General features: G+C 43.5%; 25 protein-coding genes. 3 read left to right on the top strand and 22 right to left on the bottom strand.

Annotated elements, in window-relative coordinates; genetic code table 11:
• Positions 1-286: 286 nt before the first annotated feature.
• Entirely contained in the window at positions 287-844 is a 558-nt protein-coding gene (locus A0O21_RS01130) for a LemA family protein (protein WP_067060224.1), read from the bottom strand.
• Positions 845-1,130: 286 nt separating this feature from the next.
• On the opposite strand from A0O21_RS01130, the gene rsmG reads away from it, so the two are divergent.
• From rsmG to A0O21_RS01115, 3 genes are read left to right on the top strand one after another with little or no spacing between them, the layout of a single operon-like run.
• Entirely contained in the window at positions 1,131-1,844 is a 714-nt protein-coding gene (gene rsmG / locus A0O21_RS01125; protein WP_067060222.1) for a 16S rRNA (guanine(527)-N(7))-methyltransferase RsmG, read from the top strand.
• Between the two features lie 15 nt (positions 1,845-1,859).
• Complete coding sequence (locus A0O21_RS01120; RefSeq protein WP_067060221.1) at positions 1,860-3,239, top strand: TrkH family potassium uptake protein; 1,380 nt, start codon at positions 1,860-1,862, stop codon at positions 3,237-3,239.
• A gap of 19 nt (positions 3,240-3,258) precedes the next feature.
• Positions 3,259-3,930 carry a potassium channel family protein gene (locus tag A0O21_RS01115; protein ID WP_067060219.1) on the top strand — a complete coding sequence of 224 codons (672 nt, stop codon included), beginning with the start codon at positions 3,259-3,261 and terminating at the stop codon, positions 3,928-3,930.
• Positions 3,931-4,240: 310 nt separating this feature from the next.
• On the opposite strand, the gene A0O21_RS01110 is transcribed toward A0O21_RS01115, so the two are convergent.
• The 21 genes from A0O21_RS01110 to A0O21_RS01010 form a co-directional block, all read right to left on the bottom strand.
• Positions 4,241-5,071: an energy-coupling factor transporter transmembrane component T family protein gene (locus tag A0O21_RS01110; RefSeq protein WP_067060217.1), complete on the bottom strand. Its 831-nt coding sequence runs from the start codon at positions 5,069-5,071 to the stop codon at positions 4,241-4,243.
• Complete coding sequence (locus A0O21_RS01105; protein WP_067060215.1) at positions 5,064-6,743, bottom strand: ABC transporter ATP-binding protein; 1,680 nt, start codon at positions 6,741-6,743, stop codon at positions 5,064-5,066. The genes A0O21_RS01110 and A0O21_RS01105 overlap by 8 nt, the downstream gene beginning before the upstream one ends.
• 33 nt (positions 6,744-6,776) lie before the next feature.
• Positions 6,777-7,322 (bottom strand): ECF-type riboflavin transporter substrate-binding protein, encoded by a 546-nt coding sequence (locus tag A0O21_RS01100; RefSeq protein WP_067060213.1) that lies wholly within the window; start codon positions 7,320-7,322, stop codon positions 6,777-6,779.
• Positions 7,323-7,411: 89 nt separating this feature from the next.
• The gene (locus A0O21_RS01095) at positions 7,412-8,257 is read right to left on the bottom strand and encodes an SAM hydrolase/SAM-dependent halogenase family protein (protein WP_067060211.1); all 846 of its coding nucleotides are present in this window, start codon (positions 8,255-8,257) and stop codon (positions 7,412-7,414) included.
• A 180-nt stretch (positions 8,258-8,437) separates the two neighbouring features.
• Positions 8,438-9,130 (bottom strand): methionine ABC transporter permease, encoded by a 693-nt coding sequence (locus A0O21_RS01090; RefSeq protein ID WP_067060209.1) that lies wholly within the window; start codon positions 9,128-9,130, stop codon positions 8,438-8,440.
• Positions 9,131-10,195 carry a methionine ABC transporter ATP-binding protein gene (locus A0O21_RS01085; protein WP_067060207.1) on the bottom strand — a complete coding sequence of 355 codons (1,065 nt, stop codon included), beginning with the start codon at positions 10,193-10,195 and terminating at the stop codon, positions 9,131-9,133. It lies immediately after the preceding gene.
• Positions 10,185-11,561: a M20/M25/M40 family metallo-hydrolase gene (locus tag A0O21_RS01080; RefSeq protein ID WP_067060205.1), complete on the bottom strand. Its 1,377-nt coding sequence runs from the start codon at positions 11,559-11,561 to the stop codon at positions 10,185-10,187. The genes A0O21_RS01085 and A0O21_RS01080 overlap by 11 nt, the downstream gene beginning before the upstream one ends.
• 815 nt (positions 11,562-12,376) lie before the next feature.
• The gene (locus A0O21_RS01075; protein ID WP_067060203.1) at positions 12,377-13,222 is read right to left on the bottom strand and encodes a MetQ/NlpA family ABC transporter substrate-binding protein; all 846 of its coding nucleotides are present in this window, start codon (positions 13,220-13,222) and stop codon (positions 12,377-12,379) included.
• Positions 13,223-13,414: 192 nt separating this feature from the next.
• A complete protein-coding gene (locus A0O21_RS01070; protein WP_067060201.1) occupies positions 13,415-14,260 on the bottom strand; it encodes an amino acid ABC transporter substrate-binding protein in 846 nt (281 codons plus the stop codon).
• 267 nt (positions 14,261-14,527) lie between these two features.
• Complete coding sequence (locus A0O21_RS01065; RefSeq protein ID WP_067060199.1) at positions 14,528-15,214, bottom strand: gamma-glutamyl-gamma-aminobutyrate hydrolase family protein; 687 nt, start codon at positions 15,212-15,214, stop codon at positions 14,528-14,530.
• Between the two features lie 767 nt (positions 15,215-15,981).
• Positions 15,982-16,704 carry a YebC/PmpR family DNA-binding transcriptional regulator gene (locus A0O21_RS01060; RefSeq protein WP_067060197.1) on the bottom strand — a complete coding sequence of 241 codons (723 nt, stop codon included), beginning with the start codon at positions 16,702-16,704 and terminating at the stop codon, positions 15,982-15,984.
• 81 nt (positions 16,705-16,785) lie between these two features.
• Positions 16,786-17,340, bottom strand: a complete 555-nt coding sequence (locus A0O21_RS01055) for a hypothetical protein (RefSeq protein ID WP_067060195.1) — start codon at positions 17,338-17,340, stop codon at positions 16,786-16,788.
• Positions 17,341-17,405: 65 nt separating this feature from the next.
• Positions 17,406-18,257 carry an SDR family oxidoreductase gene (locus tag A0O21_RS01050; protein ID WP_067060193.1) on the bottom strand — a complete coding sequence of 284 codons (852 nt, stop codon included), beginning with the start codon at positions 18,255-18,257 and terminating at the stop codon, positions 17,406-17,408.
• Between the two features lie 120 nt (positions 18,258-18,377).
• Positions 18,378-19,466, bottom strand: coding sequence for a nucleotidyltransferase (locus A0O21_RS01045; RefSeq protein ID WP_067060191.1), 1,089 nt, complete (start codon positions 19,464-19,466; stop codon positions 18,378-18,380).
• A gap of 119 nt (positions 19,467-19,585) precedes the next feature.
• The gene (locus A0O21_RS01040; RefSeq protein ID WP_067060189.1) at positions 19,586-20,326 is read right to left on the bottom strand and encodes a class I SAM-dependent DNA methyltransferase; all 741 of its coding nucleotides are present in this window, start codon (positions 20,324-20,326) and stop codon (positions 19,586-19,588) included.
• A gap of 539 nt (positions 20,327-20,865) precedes the next feature.
• Positions 20,866-21,219: a ribosome silencing factor gene (gene rsfS, locus A0O21_RS01035; protein ID WP_067060187.1), complete on the bottom strand. Its 354-nt coding sequence runs from the start codon at positions 21,217-21,219 to the stop codon at positions 20,866-20,868.
• Between the two features lie 33 nt (positions 21,220-21,252).
• Complete coding sequence (yqeK, locus tag A0O21_RS01030) at positions 21,253-21,837, bottom strand: bis(5'-nucleosyl)-tetraphosphatase (symmetrical) YqeK (RefSeq protein ID WP_067060185.1); 585 nt, start codon at positions 21,835-21,837, stop codon at positions 21,253-21,255.
• Positions 21,834-22,466 (bottom strand): nicotinate-nucleotide adenylyltransferase, encoded by a 633-nt coding sequence (locus tag A0O21_RS01025; RefSeq protein ID WP_067060183.1) that lies wholly within the window; start codon positions 22,464-22,466, stop codon positions 21,834-21,836. Before A0O21_RS01025 ends, yqeK begins: the two co-directional genes overlap by 4 nt.
• Positions 22,467-22,832: 366 nt before the next feature.
• Complete coding sequence (gene yhbY / locus A0O21_RS01020) at positions 22,833-23,141, bottom strand: ribosome assembly RNA-binding protein YhbY (RefSeq protein WP_082854380.1); 309 nt, start codon at positions 23,139-23,141, stop codon at positions 22,833-22,835.
• 96 nt (positions 23,142-23,237) lie between these two features.
• Positions 23,238-24,356 carry a ribosome biogenesis GTPase YqeH gene (yqeH, locus tag A0O21_RS01015; RefSeq protein ID WP_067060179.1) on the bottom strand — a complete coding sequence of 373 codons (1,119 nt, stop codon included), beginning with the start codon at positions 24,354-24,356 and terminating at the stop codon, positions 23,238-23,240.
• Positions 24,357-24,884: a YqeG family HAD IIIA-type phosphatase gene (locus tag A0O21_RS01010; RefSeq protein ID WP_067060177.1), complete on the bottom strand. Its 528-nt coding sequence runs from the start codon at positions 24,882-24,884 to the stop codon at positions 24,357-24,359.
• Positions 24,885-24,939: the final 55 nt, after the last annotated feature.

Genomic DNA, 24,939 nt, shown 5'->3' with positions numbered 1-24,939 from the left:
CGCAGACGCACCCCTGCCAGAACGACTAGAAAGGTGCGGTCGACTGTTAAGGCGACAAAGCTTTCAGACGTTTACGGCTAGCTAACTTGAAATCAATTCTAAACTTAACCATGTCTTTTTCCCGCAGCGTTTAGGGCGTGTTCAATTCAAACAAGATACCAAGCCACAAAGCCCGTTAAAAGAGTAGCCAAAAAACTGAGCCTAGTCCATGAGTTGCAAAACACAAGGAAAGGACATCTTTTTCGAACTTTTAGGACTTATCCGTTTTTTCTTATTCGGATAAAAGTTAAAAGTCAAACTTGACTTGCGGCGTCTCTTTTTCTTCCTCAGGAACTTCTAAGAACTGACTTGGCTTAAAGCCAAACAGTGACCCAACAAGATTGGTCGGAAAGACTTCCAATTTGGTATTATAATTAGCAGTGGTCGAATTGAACAGCTGACGGGAATAAGAAATTTTATTTTCCGTATTAGCCAATTCTTCCTGCAGTTTAACGAAACTCTTATTAGCCTGCAAATCAGGATAATTCTCCGCTACAGCAAAAATGCCGGAAAGCTGCTTTGACAGAGCATCGGACGCCTGCATTGCTTCATTTGGTGTGTGGGCCTTTGCAACTTGAGCACGCAGTTCTGTTACCTGTGAAAAAACTTTTTCTTCGTAGGCAGCATAACCCTTAACCGTTTCCAGCAAATTTGGAATTAAATCGTTTCGGCGTTTCAGCTGCACATCAATCTGGCTCCAAGCCTCTTTGGTATGCATACGGCCTCTAACTAAGCCATTGTAAGCAGCGGTTACCCAAACAACAAGCAAAAGTAGAACAGCAATTAAAACAAGAACCAGTACCATCTCACATTCTCCTCTGATATCTAAAAATAAGGGGCAGTTTGTTTAGAGTTATAAAACAAGCAATCCTCTCTCCCCTGAAAAATAAGTCATCTGTCTTTACAAAAACAGCAAGCAGAAAAATATAAGCAAAACAGTAAACTGCTAACTTTTTCTTTTTATCTGCCTTATTCTATTATTATAGCAATTTCCCTAATTTTAGGAAAGCAAATACCTTCTTTCCATTTTTTTCATGATTTCCTTATCTGTTTTATGGTAGAATAAGAGAAAACACTCTAAGGGAGAAGATATGACACCAGAAGAATTCTATGCAGAGCTGTCACAGGCCGGCATCACACTATCCGATTGGCAGAAACAGCAGTTTGATCTCTATTTTAAACTGCTTACTCAATGGAATCAAAAGGTCAATCTTACTGCTATCACAGAAGAAAGGGACGTCTATCTCAAACATTTCTACGATTCACTGGCACCTATTTTGCGTGGGGCCATCAAGGATGACAGAATCAGACTCTTGGATGTCGGGGCCGGAGCGGGCTTTCCCAGTCTTCCTATAAAAATTATTTATCCAAAAATTGATGTCACCATTATTGACTCCCTCAATAAACGGATTCACTTTTTAAATTTACTGGCTGAAACTTTGAAACTTGAAAACGTCCATTTTTACCATGGCAGAGCCGAAGATTTTGCCCGCCGCAAAGAGTTTCGGGAACAATTTGATATAGTAACCGCCAGAGCTGTTGCAGTTCTGCCGGTCTTGGCAGAACTGACCCTGCCCTTTTTAAAAATTAAGGGCCGCCTTCTTGCTCTTAAGGCATCGGCAGCAGAAAAAGAGATTGCCCAGTCTCAAAACGCTCTACACTTGCTGTTTACACAGCTCCTGCAAAGTGACAGCTATAAGCTTCCTAACGGGGACGGCCGAACTTTAATTAGTCTTGAAAAGAAAAAAGAGACTCCTAAGAAATACCCCCGCAAGGCTGGCATTCCCAATAAGAAACCTTTATAATGGAGAAATCATATCATGTTTCCTTTTAATAAGTTCTCAGCAGGATCAGTGACACAAAAACTGACAGTTAGTTTTTTAACTGTCATTTTAGTTGGCAGCCTGCTCTTATCGCTTCCTTTCTCTCATTCCGCAAATGCACCGACAACCACTTATTTTGACCATCTTTTTACAACTGTTTCTATGGTCTGTGTTACTGGTTTATCAGTATTTCCAATAAGTGAGGTCTATAACAGTCTGGGGCAGTTTATCGCTATGATCTTAATGCAGATTGGCGGTCTGGGTATTGTGACCTTAATCGCTATCAGCATGTTCGTGCTGCATCAAAGACTCGGCCTGTCAGCACGAAGCTTGCTGCAGTCTGCGCTGAGCCGGCCGGACAATACAGACTTACAGCAATACTTGTTTAATGTCTATAAAATTTCACTGGTTATTGAGGGAATGACCGCCCTTATTTTGATGTTTGACTTCATTCCAAGGTTTGGAGTTCAGTCTGGTATTTTCAACAGCCTTTTTCTGGCCGTCTCTGCTTTTTGTAATGCTGGTTTTGATAATCTTGGCACCAGTAGCCTTAAAGACTTTATGCTGAATCCGCTGATTAATTTCACTGTAGCCTTTGCTATTATTTCTGGCGGCTTGGGTTTTTCTGTCTGGTTTGATCTCTTTCAAATTTTTAACGATTTTGTAAAAGAGAAGCCCCGACGCTTAAAAGCCTCTTTTCGCCTGTTGAGCAATCAAAGCCGGCTGATTCTCTATACAACAGCTATCTTTCTTTCCGCAGGAACGCTCCTGTCCTGGCTGACAGAATTAAGGAATCCTAATACATTAGCTGGCTATAATGCTTTTCAGCAGTTTATGATCAGTTTTTTTCAGACTGTAACTATGCGGACGGCTGGCTTCTCAACTTTGAGTTTTTTGGACACTGAAGCAGCAACCAATTTTCTTTATATGCTGCAGATGGCTGTCGGAGGAGCTCCGGGAGGGACAGCTGGCGGTATTAAGGTAACAACTGCCGCTATCATTTTTTTACTGTTTAAATCTGAATTAGCCGGCCAGTCAGATGTCACCTTCAGGCATCGTGTGATCCACAATAAAACAATTAAGCAAACCTTAACCATTCTGATTTTTTTCTTTGTTTTAGCAGCCAGCGGCTATTTTCTGTTGCTCCTGTCTGAAAGACATTTATCGCCAACCGCTCTTCTTTTTGAAGTCATATCAGCAATAGCTACAGTCGGTGTTTCAATGGATGTGACACCGGCCCTGTCATCAGTCGGGCGCTGTATCATTATACTGCTTATGTTTACAGGCCGTGTTGGCCCGATTACTGTTTTATTGAGCTTTCTGCAGAAAAAAGAAAAAGCTGTCCACTATACCCCGACTGATATTTCTCTTGGTTAATTTATAGAAAGGAAACATTATGACTCGTAAAATTTTTGGCATCCTTGGTTTAGGTATTTTCGGCAAAACCCTTGCTTGCGAATTGTCTAGTTTTGAACAGGAGGTTATCGCTCTGGACAATCAGGAAAAGCATGTGCAGGATGTCGCCGACTATGTTACTAAAGGCGCTGTTGGTGATATTACTGATTTTGAGTTTTTAAAAGCCGCCGGCATCGACCAGTGCGATATTGTCATAATCGCAACCGGCAACAACTTGGAAGCCTCTGCCCTTGCACTTATCCATTGTCAAAAGCTGGGGGTGACAAATATTATTGCTAAAGCCCGAGGTGAAAATTATGAAGATGTTCTGTATGGACTCGGTGCCAAGCATGTGATTTCACCTGAACGCAGTACGGCAAAGAATTTAACGTCACGTCTTCTGCGCCACTCTATTGCCAATATTATCCACATCGAAGACGATATTTCCTTTATCGAATTCACTCTGCCTGAATCATGGTTGGGAAAATCACTGACGCAGTTAGATGTCCGTAAAAAATATGATTTGAATGTTATTGGTTTTCGAACGTCCAAAACGGCCCCTTTAGATACGGACTTTAATCCAGATCATATTCTGACAAAGGAACTGATTGTTGAGGCTGTAGCCAGCAAACGAACCTTTGAAAAATTTGACTACTTAGGTTATCTAAAATAAACTTCAGCCTGTCGGACAAAGTCAGGCTGTATCTAAGGCTCTCTTTTGTCTTGGATTTTCACTGAGGAGATGACTCATCTGATAGAAATAAAAATGTCCTTATTCTTTGATTCTGAATAGGGACTTTTTTCTACCATTTATCAAGTATATCAAGACTTTAGATGTCAATTATTTTTAAGACGGTAGCTAATGTTGGGTTCCCGTCTTGTTTTTTGAGTTTCCCACCTTCAAAAATTGTACGCAAAAACAACACCCTATTTTGTATACAAAGTCAGCTCAGCAGCCATAAACTGATGAAGATTTTATCTTCTTATGCCCAAGGATTATAAAATCTGCCATGATTCAAAAGAAAGAGCAGCAGACTGGCTGTAAAAAGCAGGCAGGCTAGGGCAATAGCCAACAAGTCGTAAGTCGAGAATTTCTTGTAGGTATACCAAGTGCGCTTTTTATTTTTTCCAAAACGCCGCAGCTCCATAGCTGTCGATACTGTGTCAATCCGTTCAAGTGAACTGAAAATCAAGGGCAAAACAATCTGCAGATTGCCTTTGATCCGATCGAGGAGCTTAGCCTTAGCTGACAGTTCTAGGCCGCGGGCCTCCTGCGACATGCGAATCATATAAAATTCTTCCTGCACGTCGGGAATATAGCGCAGTGTCAGACTGACTGCATAGGCCACTTTATAGGGCACCCCAATCTGATTGAGACTTGAGGCAAACTGGCTGGGATGGGTTGTCAGTAAAAAAAGCAGAGCCAAAGGGACAGTTGAAAAGTATTTCAGCGATAAATTGAAAAGGTAGAACAGTTCCTGACTGGTCAGATAAAATCGTCCCCAGCCCTCAAATAAAACCGTCTTGGCTCCGTAAATCTGCTCACCGTAGGCAGGAGCAAAAAGATAAACGACAATGACATTGAGCAGAGCAAAAAAGCTGATAAATTTAATCACAAAAGAGATATCCTGCCAGCGTACATGGGCCATTCTAAAAAGAATGAGCGATAAAATGCCGATAAAAAGAATCAAGCGTGTATCATAGGTGGTCATACAGGCAATAGAAGCCAGAAGAAGAAAAAGCAGTTTGCTGGCTCCTGAAAGGCGGTAGAGAAAGCCATCACCGCCGTAATAGCCAATTAAACGATTAGTCATGACGGCCTCCTTGATTGGCGATATAAAAATTGGTTAAAGCAATAGGATCTGCCTGCAGTTTCAGGGCTAAATCAAATAGGCTTGTTTTCTTAAGACTGGCTCTTGCCAGCAAATCTGTATCGGTAAAAATTTCCACCGGCCGGCAGTCAGCTACAATGCGCCCGTCATGAATAACCAGAGTCCGATCAGAGTACTCCAGCATCAGCTGCATGTCATGGGTAATCATGATAATCGTATGCCCTAAGGCGTTGAGCTCATTGAGAAAATTCATAATCTCTGTATAATTTCTCTTATCTTGGCCCGCAGTCGGTTCATCCAGAAGAATCACCTCTGGATTGAGCACCAAAATAGAAGCGATGGTTACTCTCTTCTTCTGGCCGAAGGAAAGGGCAGAAATCGGCCAATTGCGAAATTCATACAAGCCGCAAATCTTTAGGGTAGACAGGACTTCCTGTTCGACCTCCTCTTCAGGCTTGCCTCGCAATCGCAGGCCTTGAGCGACCTCATCAAAAATCATAGTTTGGCTGATCATCTGATTGGGATTCTGCAGCACATAGCCTATTCGGTCCGCCCTCTCCTTGATAGAATCATCTGAAATATCACGGCCTTGATAGAAAACCGGACTGTCTGTCGGTACAAACCGGCAGAGAACCTTGGCCAGAGTTGATTTACCGGCACCATTTCTGCCCACAAGAGAAATGCGTTCTCCTTTTCGAACAGTCAGGTTAATATCTTTTAAAAGTAAATCCTGATGGTCATAGGCAAAATGAAGATCCGTGAGCTCAAGCAGCTCTTCTCTTTTGACATCAGAAACGGTTTCTGAAGGCTGGGCAAAACGAATCCCAGAAAGGTCCAAGTCAGCTAGGTGTGCCAGATGCTCTGTCTTTTGCAAATCCAGCCCTAAATCCCGCAAGACCGTCACATAAAGCGGCTCACGAATCCCATTTTCTCTCAGCAGCTCTGTCTTAAGCAAGTCATCTGCCCGGCCGTTAAATAAAATCTGACCGTCATTTATCAAGACAACTCTGTCAACGGGAGCATAGAGAACATCCTCCAGACGATGTTCAATAATAATAGTTGTGGTTCCTTCTTCTTCTTTGTGAATCCGATCGATCAAGGCAATGGTGTCCTGGCCAGATTTTGGGTCAAGATTGGCTAGAGGCTCATCAAAAAGCAAAATAGGGCTCTCATCAATCAGGACCCCCGCTAAACTGACACGCTGTTTTTGACCGCCTGATAAATCCTGCGGTCTTTTCTCAAGCAGATCCTGTAAGTTCAGCCTTTCTGCCCAGACAGCAATTTTTTCATTCATAGACTGCTGATCAAGACAGTCATTTTCCAGAGCAAAAGCAATATCTTCTGCTACGCTTAAACCGATGAACTGGCCGTCAGGATCCTGCAAAACAGTTGAAATCAGATGGGATTTCTCATAAATCGACAAATCAAAGACATCCTGGCCGTCAATTAAGAGGGATCCGCTTCGCTCGCCATGATGAATATTGGGAATAATCCCATTGAGACAGTGGCCCAAAGTCGACTTCCCGCTCCCTGAAGGCCCCAAAATGAGAACCTTCTCGCCTTTTTCAATGGCTAAATCAACACCTCTTAAGGTCGGCTCTGCCTGAACATCGTATTTAAAGGTAAAATCCTTGAATTCAATAAATGGACGCATCACAAGCAACTCCTTAAAACTCAGCCGCCGTTTTTAATCTTTAGTAAGACTGCCAGACTGCGTTCTCGTTTTAGCATAAACAGCTAGAAGAATTGTAGCGCCGACACCTATTGTCAAAGAATTTGACAGCGCAGCGATAAAACCCTGCGTAAACACTTTATTTGCCGGCTCACTGTAAATTAAAATGTCACCGATTGGAGCTACAAGAGCCCAAGCAAGGATATTGACCAATACTTGAAAGACATTAAAAATGATAATATCTTTTTTCCCGAAAATACCTTTTTCAACCTGCAGGCGATTCTTTAAAAGACCGATGCCAAAGCCGACAAGGGCACTTGGCAGAACCCAGGACCACCAGATACCGTAGCCGGCAAACATGTCCTTAACCATATGACCGATAAAACCGATAAAGAAACCGGCAATCGGTCCAAAAATGACAGCAAAAAGCGCCTGAACAGCATACTGCAAGGAAATGCTGGTATTTGAAAACAGCGGAATGTTGACAAACAGTCCGATGATAACAAAAAGTGCTGCTCCGATTCCTGTTGCTACAACTGTTTTTATAGAATTATTTTTCATCTTGTTTCCTCAAATTATGTTTTTATATTTCCCAATCAATTGTGTTGTCCCATTCTCTCCGTAAAATTTCACTGCAGGCTCTGCTTTTTTTAAGCAATGGTTTTAATTTCCAGGCGCCAGTTTGAACCAACACCGACATTATAAGCCTTGGCAAAGGAGCCTTGGTTAATGGCCAAGCCGACACGGTAGAGCGAATTGATGTAAATCAGCGGCTGACCGATTCGAACATCAGCAAAAGATTTGCCGTAAGTCACTTGATTTTGATAAACCAGCATATCATTATTGTAAATCGTTACTTCGAAACGGTCGCCGAATTCAGGTGCCAAACGATGAAATTCATCATAAGTAATCGATGTCCACAGCGATCCAAAGCGCACATCCAGAATATCAACTGCACCGCTGACACTGTTTTCGGTGAATACTGTCTCAACAACCGGCAGCTCAATAATGGCGTCAACAGGCAGTTCTGGTCCCACCTCGGCAAAAGAGATGTGCCCGCTGGCCAGCTTAGCGCCAGTATAAGCGTAAACATCGCGACCATGAAAGGTATAAGACAGCTCTGTATTCCTGCGCCGGTTGGACAGCTCAGATATCTCACGGACGGCTTTAATACCGACATGTTTTTTAATATAGGACAGCGTCCCGTTATCAGGTGTTACAATATACTGATTTGACTCTGTCAAAGCTACAACGCTTTTTCGTTTAGACCCTACACCGGGGTCAACGACTGATACAAAGGTTGTCCCCTGCGGCCAATACTCAATCGTCTGAAAAAGACGGTAAGAAGCTTCAAAAATATTGTAGGGCGTAATGTCGTGCGTCAGGTGATGAACTCCCAGAGTGGCCTCCTCTTGCAGCGCAACACCAACCATAGCAGACACTGCTCCATCCACCAAACCAAAATCAGACTGTAACACCAATAAATGATTAGTCATACATGATACCTTTCTTCTCTGCTGTTTCAACCTAAAAAAGCAGCAGAAACAAACCACAAACCAAATCTATGCCTGTATAGCTTTTCACAGTCACTTTTTAGCTTTTGCCTTTATTGTATCACAAGGCTCAAGTCCTGTCTTTCATTTCTAAAAAATAACTTTTTTACTGGTCAGAAAAACTTACTTACGGCCTAATTTTCGCGTGACAAAATCACCCAAAAACTGCAGGGCGAAAATCAAAACAACAATCAAAACCGTTGCCAGCCAGACAATATCTTGGTTATAGCGGTTATAGCCGTAGTAAATCGCCACATAGCCCAGGCCGCCGGCACCAATAGCGCCAGCCATAGCTGTTTCACTGACTAAGGAAATGAGCGTCACTGTCATCACCCGAATGATATCAGGCAGGCCTTCATTAAGATAAATACTGACAATATCCCAAAAAGTTGCTCCGGAAGCCTGAGCGGCTTCAATAACACCTCTGTCTAATTCTGACAGAACCACTTGAACCTGCCGGGCAAAGAAAGGAAAAGTAGCCGCCGACAGCGGTACAAGCGCTGCTGTTGCCCCTAAGTTTGTACCGACAATCAGATAAGTTAAAGGACTGAGAACAGCCAAAAGAATGATAAAGGGAATCGCCCGAAAAACAGAGACAACTTTGTCTAAAACCTGAAAAACAAAAGCGTTTTCAATCACTCCGCCAGGAGCTGTCAGAACTAAGAAAAGACCGCCGATCAATCCTAAAAAACCGCCGATGGCAAAAGAAACGAAAGTCATAAAGAGGGTGTTAACAATCGCAGTCCACCAGCCTGCATCACCCGTCCAGCCCATATCATAAACATTTGGTAAATAGGTTTGTATCAAATCAGCCATCTAAGCACCTCTTTTTAAAATTTTCACAGTGATATCAGAAGCAGTCAGCGCTGCCTGAGCCTGTTCGAGTTTGTCTTTCGAACCGGTCAGCACCACAATAAGCTCACCGACAGGCGTATCAGCCAGTATCTCAATATTGGCATAGAGGATATTGGCCGATACACCGTAACGCTTATAGATATCATTTAAAATCGGCTCATCTGTTGATGTTCCAGCATATTTCAGCTGTACCAGCAGGGCATTATGCGGAAGATTAGCAACAATATCCTGCCGCTCGATTTTAGCTAAGGCTTCCTGGCTGCCGGTCGCCGTTTCAATAAAGTCGCGTGTCAGCTCTTCTTTAGGATTGGAAAAAATAGCCAGAACCGATCCTTCTTCTATCAAACGGCCGTTTTGCATAACAGCCACACGGTTGGCAATATCTTTAACAATCTGCATTTCATGCGTAATCAGTACAATCGTTAAACCCAGAGTCTGATTTAATTCCTGCAAAAGGTTTAAAATCTGCTTGGTCGTTTTAGGGTCCAAGGCTGAAGTCGCTTCATCTGAAATCAAAATCTTAGGATCATTTGCTAAAGCTCTGGCAATAGCCACTCGCTGCTTCTGACCGCCGGATAGCTGCGCTGGATAATTATCTGCCCGGTCAGACAGGCCCACAAGTTCTAAAAGCTTATCAACCTTGGCTTTTTTTTCGGCCTTAGTCAGTTTAGAGTGCTTCAGAGCAAAAGCGACATTTTCGCGGGCTGTCATACGGGCCATTAAATTAAAATGCTGAAAAATCATGCCGATATCCCGCCGTTTTTCACGCAGCTCAGCAGCAGACAACTGATTCTTCCCATCTGCAAAAAGCAGATCGCCATCAACCGTTACAGTTCCTGAAGAAGGTTTCTGCAAAAGATTGATTGTCCGGACAAGGGTCGATTTCCCAGCACCCGAATAGCCGACAACCCCATAAATATCACCCTGATTGATACCGATAGTAACTTCTTTTACAGCTTCGACTGTCTGCTTTTTCTGACGGAAAGCAATCGAAATATGGTCTAATTTTATCATCTCATGGCTCATAAGTCTTAATCAGCTCCTCAATTAATTCAATATGGGTATAATAATCAGCGATAGCAACATTTTCATCACCGCCGTGATCGCGGCTGTTTGCATTACCGATGCCAAAAGCCAGCATAGGAAGAGCCAAAATATCATATACAGTATGCATAGGCCCTGTTCCGGCAGTCGTTGGCAGGATAGAAACGCCTTCTTTATACAACCCCTTGGCTAAGTCAATAACCTTTAGAACAGCCGGATGGCTCATATCACTGCGGTAACTTTCTTCCCCAAGCGTATAAGTCAATTTGACACGATCAAAACCATGCCGCCATAAATGTTTCTGCAGTAAATCAAAAACCAGTTTAGGAGATAAGCCCGGAACCAGCCGTATCTCCATTTTTGCGCTGGCCTCTGCTGGCAGTATGGTTTTGACCCCCTGCCCCTGATAACCGGATGACAAGCCCTCAATGCTGAGTGATGGTTCAAAATAGTAGGTCTTTAAGAACGCCCGCCGTTCCGGCTGTAAAGCAGGGAGACGCAAACCGTACAGCTTGCGCAGATCTTCACTGTTTTCAATAGCATAGCGATCAACCAAGTCCAACTCTCGTTCACTGGGCTCAAGCACATGGTCATACAGACCTTCGATAAGAATCCGGCCGTCGTTATCCCGCATACTGGAAATGGCCCGCAGCAAGTACCAAGCAGACGACTCAAGGACAGCTCCGTACCTAGAATGAATATCCACTTCAGCACTGGTCACTGATAAGTCAAAGGTCACAATACCTTTGTTGCCGCCAGTGATTTCCAGCTGCCCCAAAACATTTTTGCTGCCCTGCTCCCAAATCAAAAGATCGGCTGGCAGCAGGCGGTCGCGGTATTTTTCCAAGTATTTTTCTAAATCTTTTGAAGCAGACTCTTCCGCTCCCTCCATCATAAAAATGATATTAACAGGCAGAGAACCAAACTGCCGGACGTATTTTCTGACTGCCGTCAGCCGTGCTGTGATATGCCCCTTGTCATCGTCTACACCCCGGCCGTACATGTAGCCTTTGCGAACAGTCAGCTTAAAAGGATCATCCGTCCAGACCTGATCATCATCTGCCGGTACAGTATCATAATGATTGTAAAAAATGATGGTGGCAGCATCAGGCCGCGGACTCTTAAATTCAGCAATAATAAATGGTGCAGGGTAGGTTTCATCAATCGTAACCTCAGCGCCGACACTGGAGAAAACTTCTCCCAGATAAGCGGCAACATCCTGCAGACCAATCTGCTGAGCAAAAATAGATTTCTTGGCAATCAACGTTCTGAGCACCTCAAAATAGTGCTGAGCAACCTCATCCTGCCTAAATTTTTCCACTTGTTCTTCAGATCTAGAAAAAATCATTCCCTCTCCTCACACAAGATATAAAGCCCGTTTAAAACGCAAAGTAAAAATGGCGTAAGTCCGAAAGCTCTGATTTCGCAGACGCACCCCTGCCAAGACGACTAGAAGGGTGCGGTCGACCGCTAGGACGATAAAGCCTTCAGACGTTTACGGCTAGCTAACTTGAAATCAATGCTAAACTTAACCATGTCTTTTTTGCACAGAGCTTAGCCCGTGTTCAATTCATAAGATACAAAGGCCGTTAAAAACGCAAAAGGAAAATAGGGGACTGACTGACGGATCGCCAGATTCTAAGTCAGGCCATCTTTTTCCCGCAGCGTTTAGGCCGTGTTCAATTAACAAGATACAAAGGCCGTTTAGAACGCAAAGTAAAAATAGGAGACTGACCGCTGAGTCATCAAAAACTCAAGGGAAGTCTATCTTTTTTACACAGCGTTTAGGCCGTGTTCAATTAACAAGATACAAAGGCCGTTAAAAACGCAAAAGGAAAATAGGGGACTGACTGACGGATCGCCAGATTCTAAGTCAGGCCATCTTTTTCCCGCAGCGTTTAGGCCGTGTTCAATTAACAAGATACAAAGGCCTTATCAAATCTGAGCAGCTGGTGTTTTTACAGACAGCCGAAGAGTCTGGGACAAATGTTCCAGACTTCTTTGCTTGACTAAATTTTAAAAGCTGCAGGCAGCTGCACAGAGGCAGAAAAACAGTGGCTCAAAAAACTAAAGCCGCCAAGAAAATCGGAGAACAAGGGTAAGCTACCGCATAACCTGCCTGATTCTCCCTATTGTCTTTTCCGCCATAGGCTGAGAGCTATTTTACCAAACTGGCTGATCAATACCTTCGGATGTTTCATCAATCACTTTTTTGACTTCATCAGTGTGATAAACCTTTATTAATTTATTGATAATCTCAGCCTTATCAGAATCTTTCCAGTCAGACTGTGCTGCAATGACATTGATCCATTGTTCTGAGGCATCATTGACTTCCTCAGTATAAAGTGAGGTATCATAGTCTACACCGGCTTCTACAGCATAACTGTTGTTAACGATAGCAGCATCTGCTGAAGACAGAGCACGGGCCGTTTGGCTGGCATCCAATTCTTTAATATCTAAGTTTTTCTTGTTTTCTGAAATGTTGGCAATCGTTGCTAGTTCTTGACCGGAAACATCCAGTTTAATCAATCCAGCATCCTGAAGCACATAAAGTGCCCGGCTTTCATTGGTTGCATCATTAGGAACAGCGATTTGGGCACCGTCTGGCAGTTCCTTCAAATCTGTGTACTTAGCCTTACCGTTTTCTGTTCCTGAGAAAAGATGAATCGGGCTGATATAGGTCTCAGCCACAACGGCTAAATCTTCCTTGTTTTCTTTGTTCCAATTATCCAAAAAATTGTAGTGCTGGAACGCATTGATATCAACTTCACCGTTAGCCAGTGCTTTATTAGGCTGTGAGTAGTCAGTAAACTCTTTAAATTCCAAGTCAATGTCTTCTTCTTCCAATAAGTCTTCAATCTTATCCCAGCGAGCCTTATCTGAATCAGACATAGTCATGACACCGACTGTCAGAGTATTGCTGTCATCATTTGTACTGCCGCAAGCTGTTAAAAACAAAGCTGACGCTAAAACAAGGCCTGCAAGCCCAAGAATTTTTTTAAATGTCATATTGGTATCCTCTTTTCTTTTTTCTAATGTTTTTATTCTCTCATACATCACTATAGCTAGCAAATTGTTATTTTTAGGGTTTTTATATAGTTTAAAACTATAGCTCTGTAATAAAAAAAGAAAAACACAGCCTGCTGCCCACAAGTTCACAAGACAAACTAACAGGCAAGCAGCTTGTTTTTCCCATATTTTTTAGTCAAGAGATGGCACTTCTAAATCAGAAGCAGCTGGAACATAATCAGCACTGCCGAGATATTCTTCTGCCAACTGTGCTATCGTACCGTCTTCTAACAGCTCTTCAATCCGGCCATTGACAAATTCCTGCAGTTCTTCCTGGTCTTGACCGAAAATAAAATAGATAAAAGGCTGTTCTGATGAATCCAGTTCAATCGTTTTCAGCTTATCCAAATTCTGATTTTTGATGATGGCATTTACAGTTGGGGCATCAAAAATTTTGAAGTCATACTTCCCCTCATTGAGATTAGTCAGAATCTGAGTAATGTTTTCATCTGTGTAATTGAGCTCCACTTCGTTGTTAGGGTGTTCTTCATTATATTCTTCCAACTGAGTAACTGTTGTATTGCCCTGAACAACTTGAGTAGAATGTCCGCCAATATCTTCATAAGATTTAATGTCACTGTCTTTTGTTACTGTCAAAACAGACGGTGTTGCTCCTAAAGGATAGGAATACAGATACTTAGCTGCACGTTCTTCTGTAAAGGACAGGTTATTGCCGGCCATTTGGTACTTATCAGAATCCAAACCGGTAAAGACAGAGGACCATGCTGTTTTCTTAAAGCTGACTTCATATTGATCCGAATCTTCAAAGACAGCTCTGGCGAGCTCAACATCAAAACCTGTCAATTCGCCATCTTCTTCATAGGAAAACGGTGCTGTCGTTCCGACTGTCGCAAAGACCACTTTTTCTTTGCCTGTGCTGTCTGCAGCATCGGAATCAGAGTTTGAACTGCAGGCAGCCAGAACAAGTCCTGAAGCCAAAGTCAAACCAGCGATTCCGAGAAATTTTCTCAATTTCATTTTTTACTCTCCTTATTTTGAACTAAAAAAACCTGCCCTATATAATTAATAGATAAATCTTCAAGTCAGGCCTTTTCACCATTATTCTATTCAGGCCTAAAAATTTAAGAAGGAAGCCTTGGCTATCCTCATTTTAAGCCTCATGATAATATCTTACCATCTTCATTTGTTCTGAACTAATATTTAAAAACTATCACCGTGATAACTATTTTTTATCACCCAAAGCAGTCAAAACTACAGCAGCAAGGTCCTTCTAGTCGACAGCTCCTATAATGTCTGCACCAAATAGTCAAAGACCAGCTGACGGTGGCTTTCTTCTGTAAGAAGTTCGGGATGCCACTGAAGGCCTAAAATCGGGAAACCATGCTTACTTTCATAAGCTTCAATGGTCCCATCCCTTGGATCCCGCGCTGTTGCTATCAAGCCTGGAGCCAGTTCTCTGACACTTTGGCGGTGGATAGAATTAATCCAGCTTCCCGGCTCAAGTAAATGGCTCACACGGCTGTTAGGCAAGACATCAACTTCGTGTGATGTCCCAAAATAGCTCTCCTGCCAATGATGAGCAACACTTTGATTAAGCGTACCGCCTAAGGCGACATTTAGCAGCTGCATCCCGCGACAGACTGCAAAAATCGGCTTTTTTTGACGGATAGCTTCTTTAACCAAGGCAAATTCAAACTCATCACGGGCTAGCGAATAATCATCACTATCACCTGTTCGCTCTTCACCATAAAAACGGGGATCAACATTTTGTCCGCCGGACAAAACCAATTTATCAATCATAGCGACATAGCTTTTGGCAAGCGCTGCTGTTCCGATTGGAATTATGACAGGAAGGCCGCCGGCAGCCTTTACACCGTCTGACAGATGCCGTGATACCGCATCAAACCGCAGTCCGGACATTGCCGGCATTTCCTTTTCATTCCCCGTAATTCCGACAATAACTGTTCCCATTAGCCTTCCCTCCTTTTCATTTGCTAAAAAAATTAGCTGTTTTTAATAAAATTAGTTTATCCTAAATCTGCCGGAATGGCTAATATATATTTTTTATCACAGCTATAGAAACAAACTATCGAGACAGCCGCAGCTGACAGGGGGAACGGAAAATGCTTTTCTGCCAAAGCATGATATTGGCTACAGATGAAAGCTTAATGAGAAATCGGACAAAATCTGTTCACAGTCAGATCTCTCAGCTAAAAAACGCTGTTTGTTTAAAAACAGTTTTCTAATGAATTGAACACGCCCTAAACGCTGCGGGAAAAAGCATGATCAAATATAGAACTGATTTCACAGTTAGGCAGCCGTAAACGTCTGAAGGCTTTGTCGTCCTAGCGGTCGACCGCACCCTTCTAGTCGTTCTGGCAGAGAGGCGTCTGCGAAATCAAAGATTTCGGACTTACCGTCAGCCGTAAACGTCTGAAGGCTTTATCGTCCTAGCGGTCGACAGCACCCTTCTAGTCGTTCTGGCAGGGGTGCGTCTGCGAAATCAGAGATTTCGGACTTACCGTCAGCCGTAAACGTCTGAAGGCTTTATCGTCCTAGCGGTCGACAGCACCCTTCTAGTCGTTCTGGCAGGGGCGCGTCTGCGAAATCAAAGATTTCGGACTTACCGTCATTTTCCTTTTGTGTTTTAAACGGGCTTTGTGTCTTAATGAAAAAGACCTGCCGTTTCGGTTAACAGCCGAAACGGCAGCATCTTTTTTTGCAGATAAGAGCCTGTATTAGGCTTCGAAGTCGGCGACATTGTGATAAACCTTTTGGACATCATCGTCCGCTTCAAGCGCATCGATTAATTTTGTAAAAGTTGCAAGGTCTTCACCTGTCAGCTCAACTTCTGACTGAGGAATCATTTCCAGCTCAGTGACTTGAAAGTCTTCAACACCATTAGCTCGCAGGACTTCGATTGCTTTATGCAAATCTGAAGGAGCTGTGTAGACCGTAATAGTCCCTTCCTCAGCTTCAACATCATCAACATCAACATCTTCTTCCAAAAGCAGTTCAAAAATGCTGTCTGCATCTTGACCAGCAAAAACAATGACCCCTTTGTTGTCAAACAGATAAGATACTGAACCGGCAGCACCCATATTCCCACCGTTTTTGCCATATGCACTGCGGACATTGGCAGCAGTTCGATTGACATTTGAAGTCAGTGTGTCCACAATAATCATGGACCCATTAGGACCAAACCCTTCATAACGCCCTTCAACAAAGGTTTCATCGGTATTGCCCTTTGCTTTATCGATTGCTTTATCGATGACATGTTTGGGAACCTGTGCCTGCTTAGCACGTTCCAGTACAAATTTAAGGGCCGAATTCGATTCTGGATCCGGCTCGCCTTGCTTAGCCGCTACATAAATTTCAACACCGAATTTAGCATAAATTTTTGAGTTAGCTCCGTCTTTAGCTGTTTTTTTGGCAACAATATTAGCCCATTTACGTCCCACTGGTTATTCTCCTTTATTTAATTTAAGTATACTAGTCTGCTAGTATTATAACACTTTGAAAGAGGTTAGTAAAACCGCTGATTAAATCTCTAAACCGATTATTTTGACATTTGGAAGATAAGATCGAATGTCAGCGACAATGTCATCAATACGGCCATCCAGATGAGTGATATTAACTTGAACCGTTTTCCCCTGCAAAGGTTTAATCAGAAGAATCTCACTCGTAGAGGTTTCAAAATTCGTACGCAGCTTTTTTGATGGACGATGATAGATCAGACGCTGCTCATATCTCAAATAATCAATCTCACCCCATGACAGATGATAGCTCCTCAGCCAAGGGCCTCTGACAGTAAGCCCTTGTTCGTCTCCGGAAATCACCTTTATGGGAATAAACAGCTTAAGCAAAGCCGAAATAACGAGACATAAACCGGCGGCAATCATAGTCATAAGGACAAAGATATTAAGCCCGACGGTAGCAAAAAGAGAACTGTCAGAACGCCCAGGAATAGTCGTCATACTGTCTAAGATAAAAGGAGCTGCTCTCAGCCAAAATAGAACAAAGCCTAAAAAGAAGAAACCGATAACAGCTTGCCAAATCATAGCTGTTTTGCGGTAGCGATAGCGAAAGTCAGGCATAAATGTTCCCTCCCCTCGTTTTTTCAACACTTATTACAAGCTGATTTTAAATTGTCATTTACATATCACTGATTCTCAGCAGCAAGTGTCTGCAAATACTCTTTCAAACTGGTTGGTCGTCTGCCCAGAACATGTTCGATGTCTTTAGAAAGGCCGGACTGCTCCCCTGCTGCGATAGCGGTGTAGGTTGATACCCACGAATCATATTCCCACTGCTGAGCCGGCCAAGCTTTGCGGGAGGCATAAGCATCCGAAACCGTTTCTTCTGTGTAAACGACTTGCTTTCCCAGCACGTGACTGCACTGTTGGGCAATAGCAGCCAGACTCAAATCTTCCGGTCCGGTCATGTCTAAGATTTGATTTTCCCATTTTTGCGGATTTTTCAAAACCGCTGCAGCTACTTCAGCAACATCGCTTCGTAAAACAGCGGATACTGTCCCTTGACCAGCCGGCCCCTTGATTTCTCCGTATTCCTTTGCCAAATCTACAAAGAAATCCAAATAAAAATTATCTCTCAAAAAGGTATAGGTCAGTCCTTGCTGCTTGATATATTTTTCAGTCGCAGCATGATCACGCGCCAAAGTAAAGGTCGAATCCGGGCTGGCATTATAAAAGGAAGTATAGACGATATGTCTGACTCCCGCCTCTCGAGCAGCTGCTATAAACTCTTTATGCTGCCGTAGACGTTCCGGATGTTCTCTAGCAGATACCATAAAGAGAACATCAACTCCGGATAATGCGGCTACGGCCTCCTGTGAATGTTCATAGCTAGCTTTAAAAAGACTGGCTCCAGCCAGTTTAGGAGCCCTTTCAGGGCGCCGTGCTAGATGACGGGCCGGCAAACCGGCCTCAGAAATCCGGCGGGCAACAAAACCGCCTAACTGTCCTGTTACTCCTGTAATTGCAATTGTTGTCATCATTCCCCCCATTGTCATTTATTTGATAGGTTTATTATAACATGGTCTTTTTATTGATGCAGATTTTTGGTGTCTGAGGAATTTAATGAACCTTTTGTCATCTGCTGTTTTTAAAACATCTCAAATCTTAAGCGGCACACGTCCCCAAGTCTGCTCAGCAATGCTGGCCTTTCCCAGTTGGTAGACAGTGTCAGCCTGCTGGGTCATTTGATCCCAAGGCTGGCTTCCGATTCGTGTAATCAGTCGGACAGAGCTTTTAACAGCTTTGAGGTGAGCCCTGCCTTTTGCAGTAAAGCCCAGAACATGAACGGCCTGCGGCAGATTACTGTCGCGTGCATTGACAAGAATATAAGTGAGAATCCTTCGTACACGCGCCTTAGTATAGCGTTTGGTCGCAACTTTTTCAACCAGCTCTTCTGCTGTCTCTGCAGTCCGAACAGCTGTGCGGATACGGCTGGCTAACTCTTCATTAAGCTGAAAAACAGAGGGCAGGCTGGAGTTGGTCAAAATCTGATATTTCAGCAAGCTGAAATAATCGTCCCAAGTCACCTGTGGAGCTGACAAAAGGAGGGCTGGATTTGGCACCGACTGAGTGATAAAATTACTGTCTGCAATGTGGCTGCGAATAGCTGTTGCAGAAGCAATTGTCTGATCCTTATCCTTTGAGTGAAAACCGGCTCCCAAACGCTTAATAGGCTGTAAACATAACTCTTTTCCCGCACTGGCCTTTGCATAGGATAAACCCAAAATATGGTTGGGAGTGCTGCCTGAAAAAGCTATGCCCGCAAAACGCTCCCACATTTTCTGAGTTTTTTGGGGATAGCTGAGTTCCTCAGGAAGCTCTGCGAGAAAGGTCTCCATCTCCGCCTTATGCTTACCGTAAAGTGCCGAGAGTTTTTGATAATCAAGCGGTTCTTCTGTTCCGAAAGTCAAGGTGTCTACGCCTAGCCGCTTCAGGATGGATACGGCACCCTCTGCAAAATAATCAGCAGACTGAACTGCAACAAGAAAAGGGAGCTCAACCACAAGGTCTGCCCCATTTTCAAGTGCCAGCTGCGCTCTTGTCCATTTATCAATGAGCGCCGGTTCTCCGCGCTGAACAAAGTTCCCTGACATAGCAATGATTTTGATGCCGTCTGCCTGCGAAAGCAGGTAGCGGTGACCGTTATGAAAAGGATTAAATTCTGCGATAATACCTGTCACTGTCATACAAACTCCTTTGGACTGCTGATAATCTACAGCTAAACAAAAGGTTAAGGCAGATTACCAGTAAGTGCAAAACCAAGGATAAACTGTCAGCTTCAAACAGCCTCCTCAAGCAAGCAGTCTTATTTCTTTGCTACAAAAAACCAGCGCAGACTGTCTGCTTTTGGTTTTTGGTCTTTGAAATCAGCGTAAAGGCGGAAAGAGCGGAAACCAGCCTGCTCTAATAAAATATCGTAGGTCAGGATATCGTAGGTGCGCTCCTCATGAACTTCGTCATAGCGCGTAAAGCGTCCATCGCTGTCCTGCATAAAAAAAGTCAGCTCATGGACAATAGAATGCGGAGCTTGATCGGCATAAGTATCCCAGACCATAGCAAAATCGTCTGCATTTTCATGATAGGAAAAACCCGGATAATGCTTATCAGTCTGATAGGTCGAATGCACATCAAATATAAAAACACCGTCCTCACAAAGCACCTTGTAAACCTCACTGAAAACATCTCCCACCTCTGCCTCATCCTGCATATAGCAGATAGAATCGGCATAGCAGGTTACAAAATCATACTTCCCTAGCTGGGATAAATCCAGCATATCTCCTTGTTTGAAGACAAGATCTGCTTTTGCAGCTGCAGCGCGTTTTTCAGCAACTTTGAGCATTTCGGCGCTCAAATCTAGGCCGGTCACATCAAAACCGGCTTCTGCAAAACGCAGTGACTGAATGCCTGTCCCGCAGGCCAGTTCTAATAACTTTCTGCGCTCTGCCGTTTTGGGCAAATGGCGGAGCGAGAAGTCTGTCCATTTATCATACAGTGTTTGATCCATGATACTATCATAGACCTTAGCAAACATTTCATAAGCTGCCATCTTTTCTCCTTAATGTCACCTAGAGAGTGGGATAAAAATTGGTAAATCGTCATAAAATGACGTTTTTTATTTTGTTCAGTTGGCCGCTATCCCTTTTAACAAGGGATAAGAACTTCCATTAGCGGCTGCGTCAAACGCATATGTCTAAAAAAGTGAAATGAGGCAGGACTTTGGTTCCAGCCTCATCTATCTTTCTGATGTCATAATCAGAAGCAGGCCGGCAAGCTATCAGCAACCAACTTTGACGCCAGAATCTAATAAAATATAATAAAGAGCCAGCATAAAAACAAAAAGGTCAATACCATCGCAAATACTTTAAATTTCTGCAACATAAAAACCAGTCATGATAAAAGAAAAACTCGTTCAGCCTTGACCGATATCCCAAAAACTTGCTGGCCAGTCAACAAAAAATCTGGCTCCAGAACAGGAAGAGCCGCCAGAGATAGGGAAGTCCCTGCAGTAAAAATAGGCAGCAGTCGCCCCGCTAAAACTTTGTCCTTCCATTAACGAAAACACCGGAACATAAGATCCATCCGATATTAAGCTAAGAGTTCTGCTGTATCTACGAGCGGCGCCTCATGCCACAGTTTTTCAAGATTATAGCGCTGCCGTTCATCTTCTGAAAAGATATGGACAACAACATCACCAAAGTCCAAGAGGACCCAGCCTGTCTCACCTGTGCCTTCCACACGGCTGGCATCTCCTCCGGCTTCTTTTATTTTTTCGCGAATATTGTCTGTGACAGCTGTCAGCTGTCTAGTATTGACTGAACTGGCAATCACAAAATAATCGGTCACGCTGGTCAGACCGCTGACATCCAAAACAACAATATCTTCAGCCCGTTTGGCATCAGCTGCCTTAACAATCAGTTTTAATAATTCTTTATCGTTCAAATTCTTATTTCTCCTCTGTTTGGGATTTCCGCTTCAAAAGTACTTTACAAAAGCATTGTAGGTTGCAATGGTTTGAGGATAAATCGGCTGCGCCCGCTGAGCGAGATGAGCAACCGTGTGAACAGTCTCAAAAGCCACCGCCTTATCCAGTGACTGCTCTGCTATCCTGCGCGCCTCCTCAGTTAAGGTCAGGGTACGGTTAGGCTCAATATAATCGGCAACATAAATGATTTTATCTAAAAGGGACATTTGGGCTGCCCCTACCGTATGGATTTCAATACTGCGCAGGATTTCCTGATCTCTCAGGCCTAAGTCTTCTTGAATTTTATAAATACCAACCATACCATGCCAAACATTATTCCCCCATTTTTTTAGCTCGGGGTCTAATTGGTAGCTGTCAATAAGAGCTAAAAAATCGACATCAGGTAGTTCCTTAGCATAATCATGAAGGAGGCCGGCCAGTCCGGCTTTTTCTGTGTCATAATGATAACGCTCAGCCAAAGACCTCGCTGCCTGCTCGACACCGAGAACATGGCGGAAACGTTTTGCACTCATCTTCGCTTGTATTTTTGGCAAAAGCTCCGAACGCTCTAATCCGATATAGTGCTCATAAGTCATCTGTAAAGTCCTTTTTCTTCAATATAGTCAAGAACAGACTGAGGTAAAAGATAATTAGGCCGGCAGCCATTTTTAATAAAATCGCGAATCATACTGGAAGAGATATCCATAAGCGGAACATCTACCCAAATGAGAGGATAAGACGTCCCTGCTTTATATTTGGGCCGCTGAATCCCGACAAACTGAACCATTTGAACCAGTTCTGCAATTCTGTACCACTTGGGCAGGTAATCAACCATGTCAGCGCCGATAATAAAATAATAATCCACTTCAGGATGCTGTTCTATTAAAAGTTTCATGGTATCGTAAGTGTAGCTGACGCCTTTACGGTCCAATTCAATCGTTTCAATCGCTAAGCCTGCAACACCTTCAATGGCTAATTCCAGCATTTTCAGCCGGTGTTTTTCTGAAATCGTTGTTTTTCGGTCAACATGGGGCGGTTGGTACTCCGGCATGAGCAAAACCTGATCCAGCCCCAGACGCTGGCGGACCTGATCAGCAATAAGCAAATGCGCATTGTGAACTGGGTTGAAATTTCCGCCTAAAATACCGATTTGTTTACGGTTCTTATCTTTTACTTCAGTTTCAAGTTCAACTTTCGTGAACGGAGTTAATAGCTCTAAAGCCATAGTCAGTCTCCTCGTCTGTAGTCGTCCTTCATTATAACACAAAAGCTGGGAAAGAAAAAGCTGGGCCAGTGGACAAAAAGGCAGGTCCCAGCCTGATGGGAACATAGAATCTTCTCATTTTTGCCACATAGGAGAACTGCCTGCCTGCTGCTATCGGACCGGAACTGCCGATTTAACTTTGGCAGCAGAGAAGGCTGGGATAAAAATCCCAGCCTCCGATTATTGACTATTCAATAAAAGCAAGATTCCTACAGCTTGACGACCTACTGCCCAGTTCAAAAGCCCGCTTATCTGTCAGTCCCCCTGCCTGCTTCTTTAGACAGCTTTACTGTTTATATCGGTCTAAAAAGCTGTCGCTTTACAGAATCAAATCATTTTTACTTTAGGGGATAATTTGCGGTTCTCTTTCTTAGCCGATTCCTTATATAAGATCAGTGTCCGACCGATTTTCAGAACAGTCTCGCAGCCGATTTCATTTTCTAAAATTTCGGCAACCTCATGAAGGTCTTCATCTGTATTCTGCAAAAGAGAGACCTTGATTAGCTCTCTGGCATCTAAAGCCTGACGGATACTGGTCTTGATATGACTATTGAGGCCATTTTTCCCAATCTGAATGATGGCCTTCATTGGCTGTGCCTGTCCTTTAAGAAAAGCACGCTGTTTGCTTGTTAACATTATTTCCTGCGCAAAAATTCCTGACTAAAAACAAGAGCATAGCTGTTTTTATTTGTATTTTTGCTTCCTTTCTTTCAATATCACTCAGCATTCACCTTAAATTAAGGCCTGACGCAGCAATACGGCAACTCCTTTAGGAGCCCAGGCTGCAATCTGAAGAGGGGTTCCCTCGCTGCCTTGCACGCGAATCCAGCCCAAACCAGAATAGACAATATCCAGACGATCCGTGACAGACCACTCGTGACGGACCAGCTCCGGAAAGCTTTCTGCTTCTTGGGCTGCTGGGGGCTGCAGAAGACCTCCCAAATGTTTTTTATAAAAGTCATCTGCTCCTGCCAGCTTCGTCCTGTGGAGCGATAAATTATTGTCAAAATAAGCCGTCATCCCTTGCTTAGGACCGGATATAAAATCAAACCGTGCTAAGCCGCCCAAAAACAGGGTCTGTTTTGGAAGAAGCTGATAGGTTTTAGGTTTTATTTCCTTTTTCGGACTGACATATTTCAGACTTTTAGCAGTTAAATAGTGCGCCATTTGCTGGCGGTGAACAATGCCTGGGCTGTCAAAAATATAAGAACCATCTTCCAAAGGAATTTCAATTTTATCCAAGGTTGTCCCCGGAAAACGACTGGTGGTAATGAGTGACTTTTCACCGGTCAGCTCTTGGATAATAGCATTGATTAGTGTTGACTTGCCAACATTGGTTACACCTACAACATAAACATCACGCCCCTGGCGCAGACGCTCAATTGCAGCTATCAGCTCTTTAATCGACTGATGTTTCTGTGCACTAGTCAGGATAACATCAAGCGGACGCAGGCCCTCTTCATAGGCACGTTCTCTCAGCCAGTGGCGAACCTTGCTTTCTTTGACGGACTTGGGCAGAACATCTTTTTTGTTGCCCACCAGCAGAATATCATTGCCTGCGACAAAGCGCTGCAGGCCCGGAATAACTGACCCATTAAAATCAAAAATATCCACTACATTAACAACTAAAGCTTTACTGTCACCAACCTCATGCAAAAGCTTCAGAAAATCATCATCTGATATGCTGACATCTTCAATCTCATTATAATGGCGTAAGCGAAAACAGCGCTGACAGTAAACAGTCTCTGTCTCAAGACTTTTTTTCAAAGCTGCAGCTGGCGTATAGCCCGCTCGGTTTTTATCTTCTGTTTGAATTTCAGCTCCGCAGCCTATGCAAAATATTTTTTCCACTTAAATTCCTTTTTGGTATTCAATCTTTCCGTATTTTTCTTCCAGTTTGGCCCAAACCCGCCGTTCCCGCCAGCGGTTAAATTGGGTATTCCAGGCATCTGTCCTGACTAAAGGTTTAACCAAAACAGATCGGATACCAGCCCGATGGCTGGCTCTGATATCTGTCATCAGCTGATCGCCGACCATCACCACCTCATCGCGGTTAAAACCGTAACGCTCAATAGCAGCGTTAATCCCGCGGGCAAAGGGCTTCATAGCCCTGCTGACAAAATCCACACCAAAATGAGCCACGGCACGCTCAACACGTGAATGGCTGTTATTGGAAATCACAACAACTGAAATGTCCGCCATCGTCATCTCATCCAGCCAGGCTCTCACTTCTTGAGTGCCATCCGGATTATTCCAGGCAATCAGCGTATTATCTAAGTCAACCAATATCGCATGAATCCCCTGACGCAGCAGGTCTTCAGCCTTTAGATCATAAACTGCTCCAACCGCAAAGGTCGGACGATAATCATCTATACTCAAGCTTCTCTCCACAATTATATTTTCCCCTCATTATAGCATAAAATTTAGGAATTGA

The sequence above is a fragment of the Streptococcus pantholopis genome, assembly GCF_001642085.1.
In the GTDB taxonomy this organism is placed as follows: Bacteria; Bacillota; Bacilli; order Lactobacillales; family Streptococcaceae; genus Streptococcus; species Streptococcus pantholopis.
This window is presented reverse-complemented; position numbering and strand designations above follow the sequence as displayed.

What these genes read in the sequence shown, in the direction of transcription:
- A0O21_RS01130 (WP_067060224.1), bottom strand. Translation starts at nt 844, where the DNA reads ATGGTACTGGTTCTTGTTTTAATTGCTGTTCTACTTTTGCTTGTTGTT.
- rsmG (WP_067060222.1), top strand. Translation starts at nt 1,131, where the DNA reads ATGACACCAGAAGAATTCTATGCAGAGCTGTCACAGGCCGGCATCACA.
- A0O21_RS01120 (WP_067060221.1), top strand. Translation starts at nt 1,860, where the DNA reads ATGTTTCCTTTTAATAAGTTCTCAGCAGGATCAGTGACACAAAAACTG.
- A0O21_RS01115 (WP_067060219.1), top strand. Translation starts at nt 3,259, where the DNA reads ATGACTCGTAAAATTTTTGGCATCCTTGGTTTAGGTATTTTCGGCAAA.
- A0O21_RS01110 (WP_067060217.1), bottom strand. Translation starts at nt 5,071, where the DNA reads ATGACTAATCGTTTAATTGGCTATTACGGCGGTGATGGCTTTCTCTAC.
- A0O21_RS01105 (WP_067060215.1), bottom strand. Translation starts at nt 6,743, where the DNA reads ATGCGTCCATTTATTGAATTCAAGGATTTTACCTTTAAATACGATGTT.
- A0O21_RS01100 (WP_067060213.1), bottom strand. Translation starts at nt 7,322, where the DNA reads ATGAAAAATAATTCTATAAAAACAGTTGTAGCAACAGGAATCGGAGCA.
- A0O21_RS01095 (WP_067060211.1), bottom strand. Translation starts at nt 8,257, where the DNA reads ATGACTAATCATTTATTGGTGTTACAGTCTGATTTTGGTTTGGTGGAT.
- A0O21_RS01090 (WP_067060209.1), bottom strand. Translation starts at nt 9,130, where the DNA reads ATGGCTGATTTGATACAAACCTATTTACCAAATGTTTATGATATGGGC.
- A0O21_RS01085 (WP_067060207.1), bottom strand. Translation starts at nt 10,195, where the DNA reads ATGAGCCATGAGATGATAAAATTAGACCATATTTCGATTGCTTTCCGT.
- A0O21_RS01080 (WP_067060205.1), bottom strand. Translation starts at nt 11,561, where the DNA reads ATGATTTTTTCTAGATCTGAAGAACAAGTGGAAAAATTTAGGCAGGAT.
- A0O21_RS01075 (WP_067060203.1), bottom strand. Translation starts at nt 13,222, where the DNA reads ATGACATTTAAAAAAATTCTTGGGCTTGCAGGCCTTGTTTTAGCGTCA.
- A0O21_RS01070 (WP_067060201.1), bottom strand. Translation starts at nt 14,260, where the DNA reads ATGAAATTGAGAAAATTTCTCGGAATCGCTGGTTTGACTTTGGCTTCA.
- A0O21_RS01065 (WP_067060199.1), bottom strand. Translation starts at nt 15,214, where the DNA reads ATGGGAACAGTTATTGTCGGAATTACGGGGAATGAAAAGGAAATGCCG.
- A0O21_RS01055 (WP_067060195.1), bottom strand. Translation starts at nt 17,340, where the DNA reads ATGCCTGACTTTCGCTATCGCTACCGCAAAACAGCTATGATTTGGCAA.
- A0O21_RS01050 (WP_067060193.1), bottom strand. Translation starts at nt 18,257, where the DNA reads ATGACAACAATTGCAATTACAGGAGTAACAGGACAGTTAGGCGGTTTT.
- A0O21_RS01045 (WP_067060191.1), bottom strand. Translation starts at nt 19,466, where the DNA reads ATGACAGTGACAGGTATTATCGCAGAATTTAATCCTTTTCATAACGGT.
- A0O21_RS01040 (WP_067060189.1), bottom strand. Translation starts at nt 20,326, where the DNA reads ATGGCAGCTTATGAAATGTTTGCTAAGGTCTATGATAGTATCATGGAT.
- yqeK (WP_067060185.1), bottom strand. Translation starts at nt 21,837, where the DNA reads ATGACTTATGAGCACTATATCGGATTAGAGCGTTCGGAGCTTTTGCCA.
- A0O21_RS01025 (WP_067060183.1), bottom strand. Translation starts at nt 22,466, where the DNA reads ATGGCTTTAGAGCTATTAACTCCGTTCACGAAAGTTGAACTTGAAACT.
- yhbY (WP_082854380.1), bottom strand. Translation starts at nt 23,141, where the DNA reads ATGTTAACAAGCAAACAGCGTGCTTTTCTTAAAGGACAGGCACAGCCA.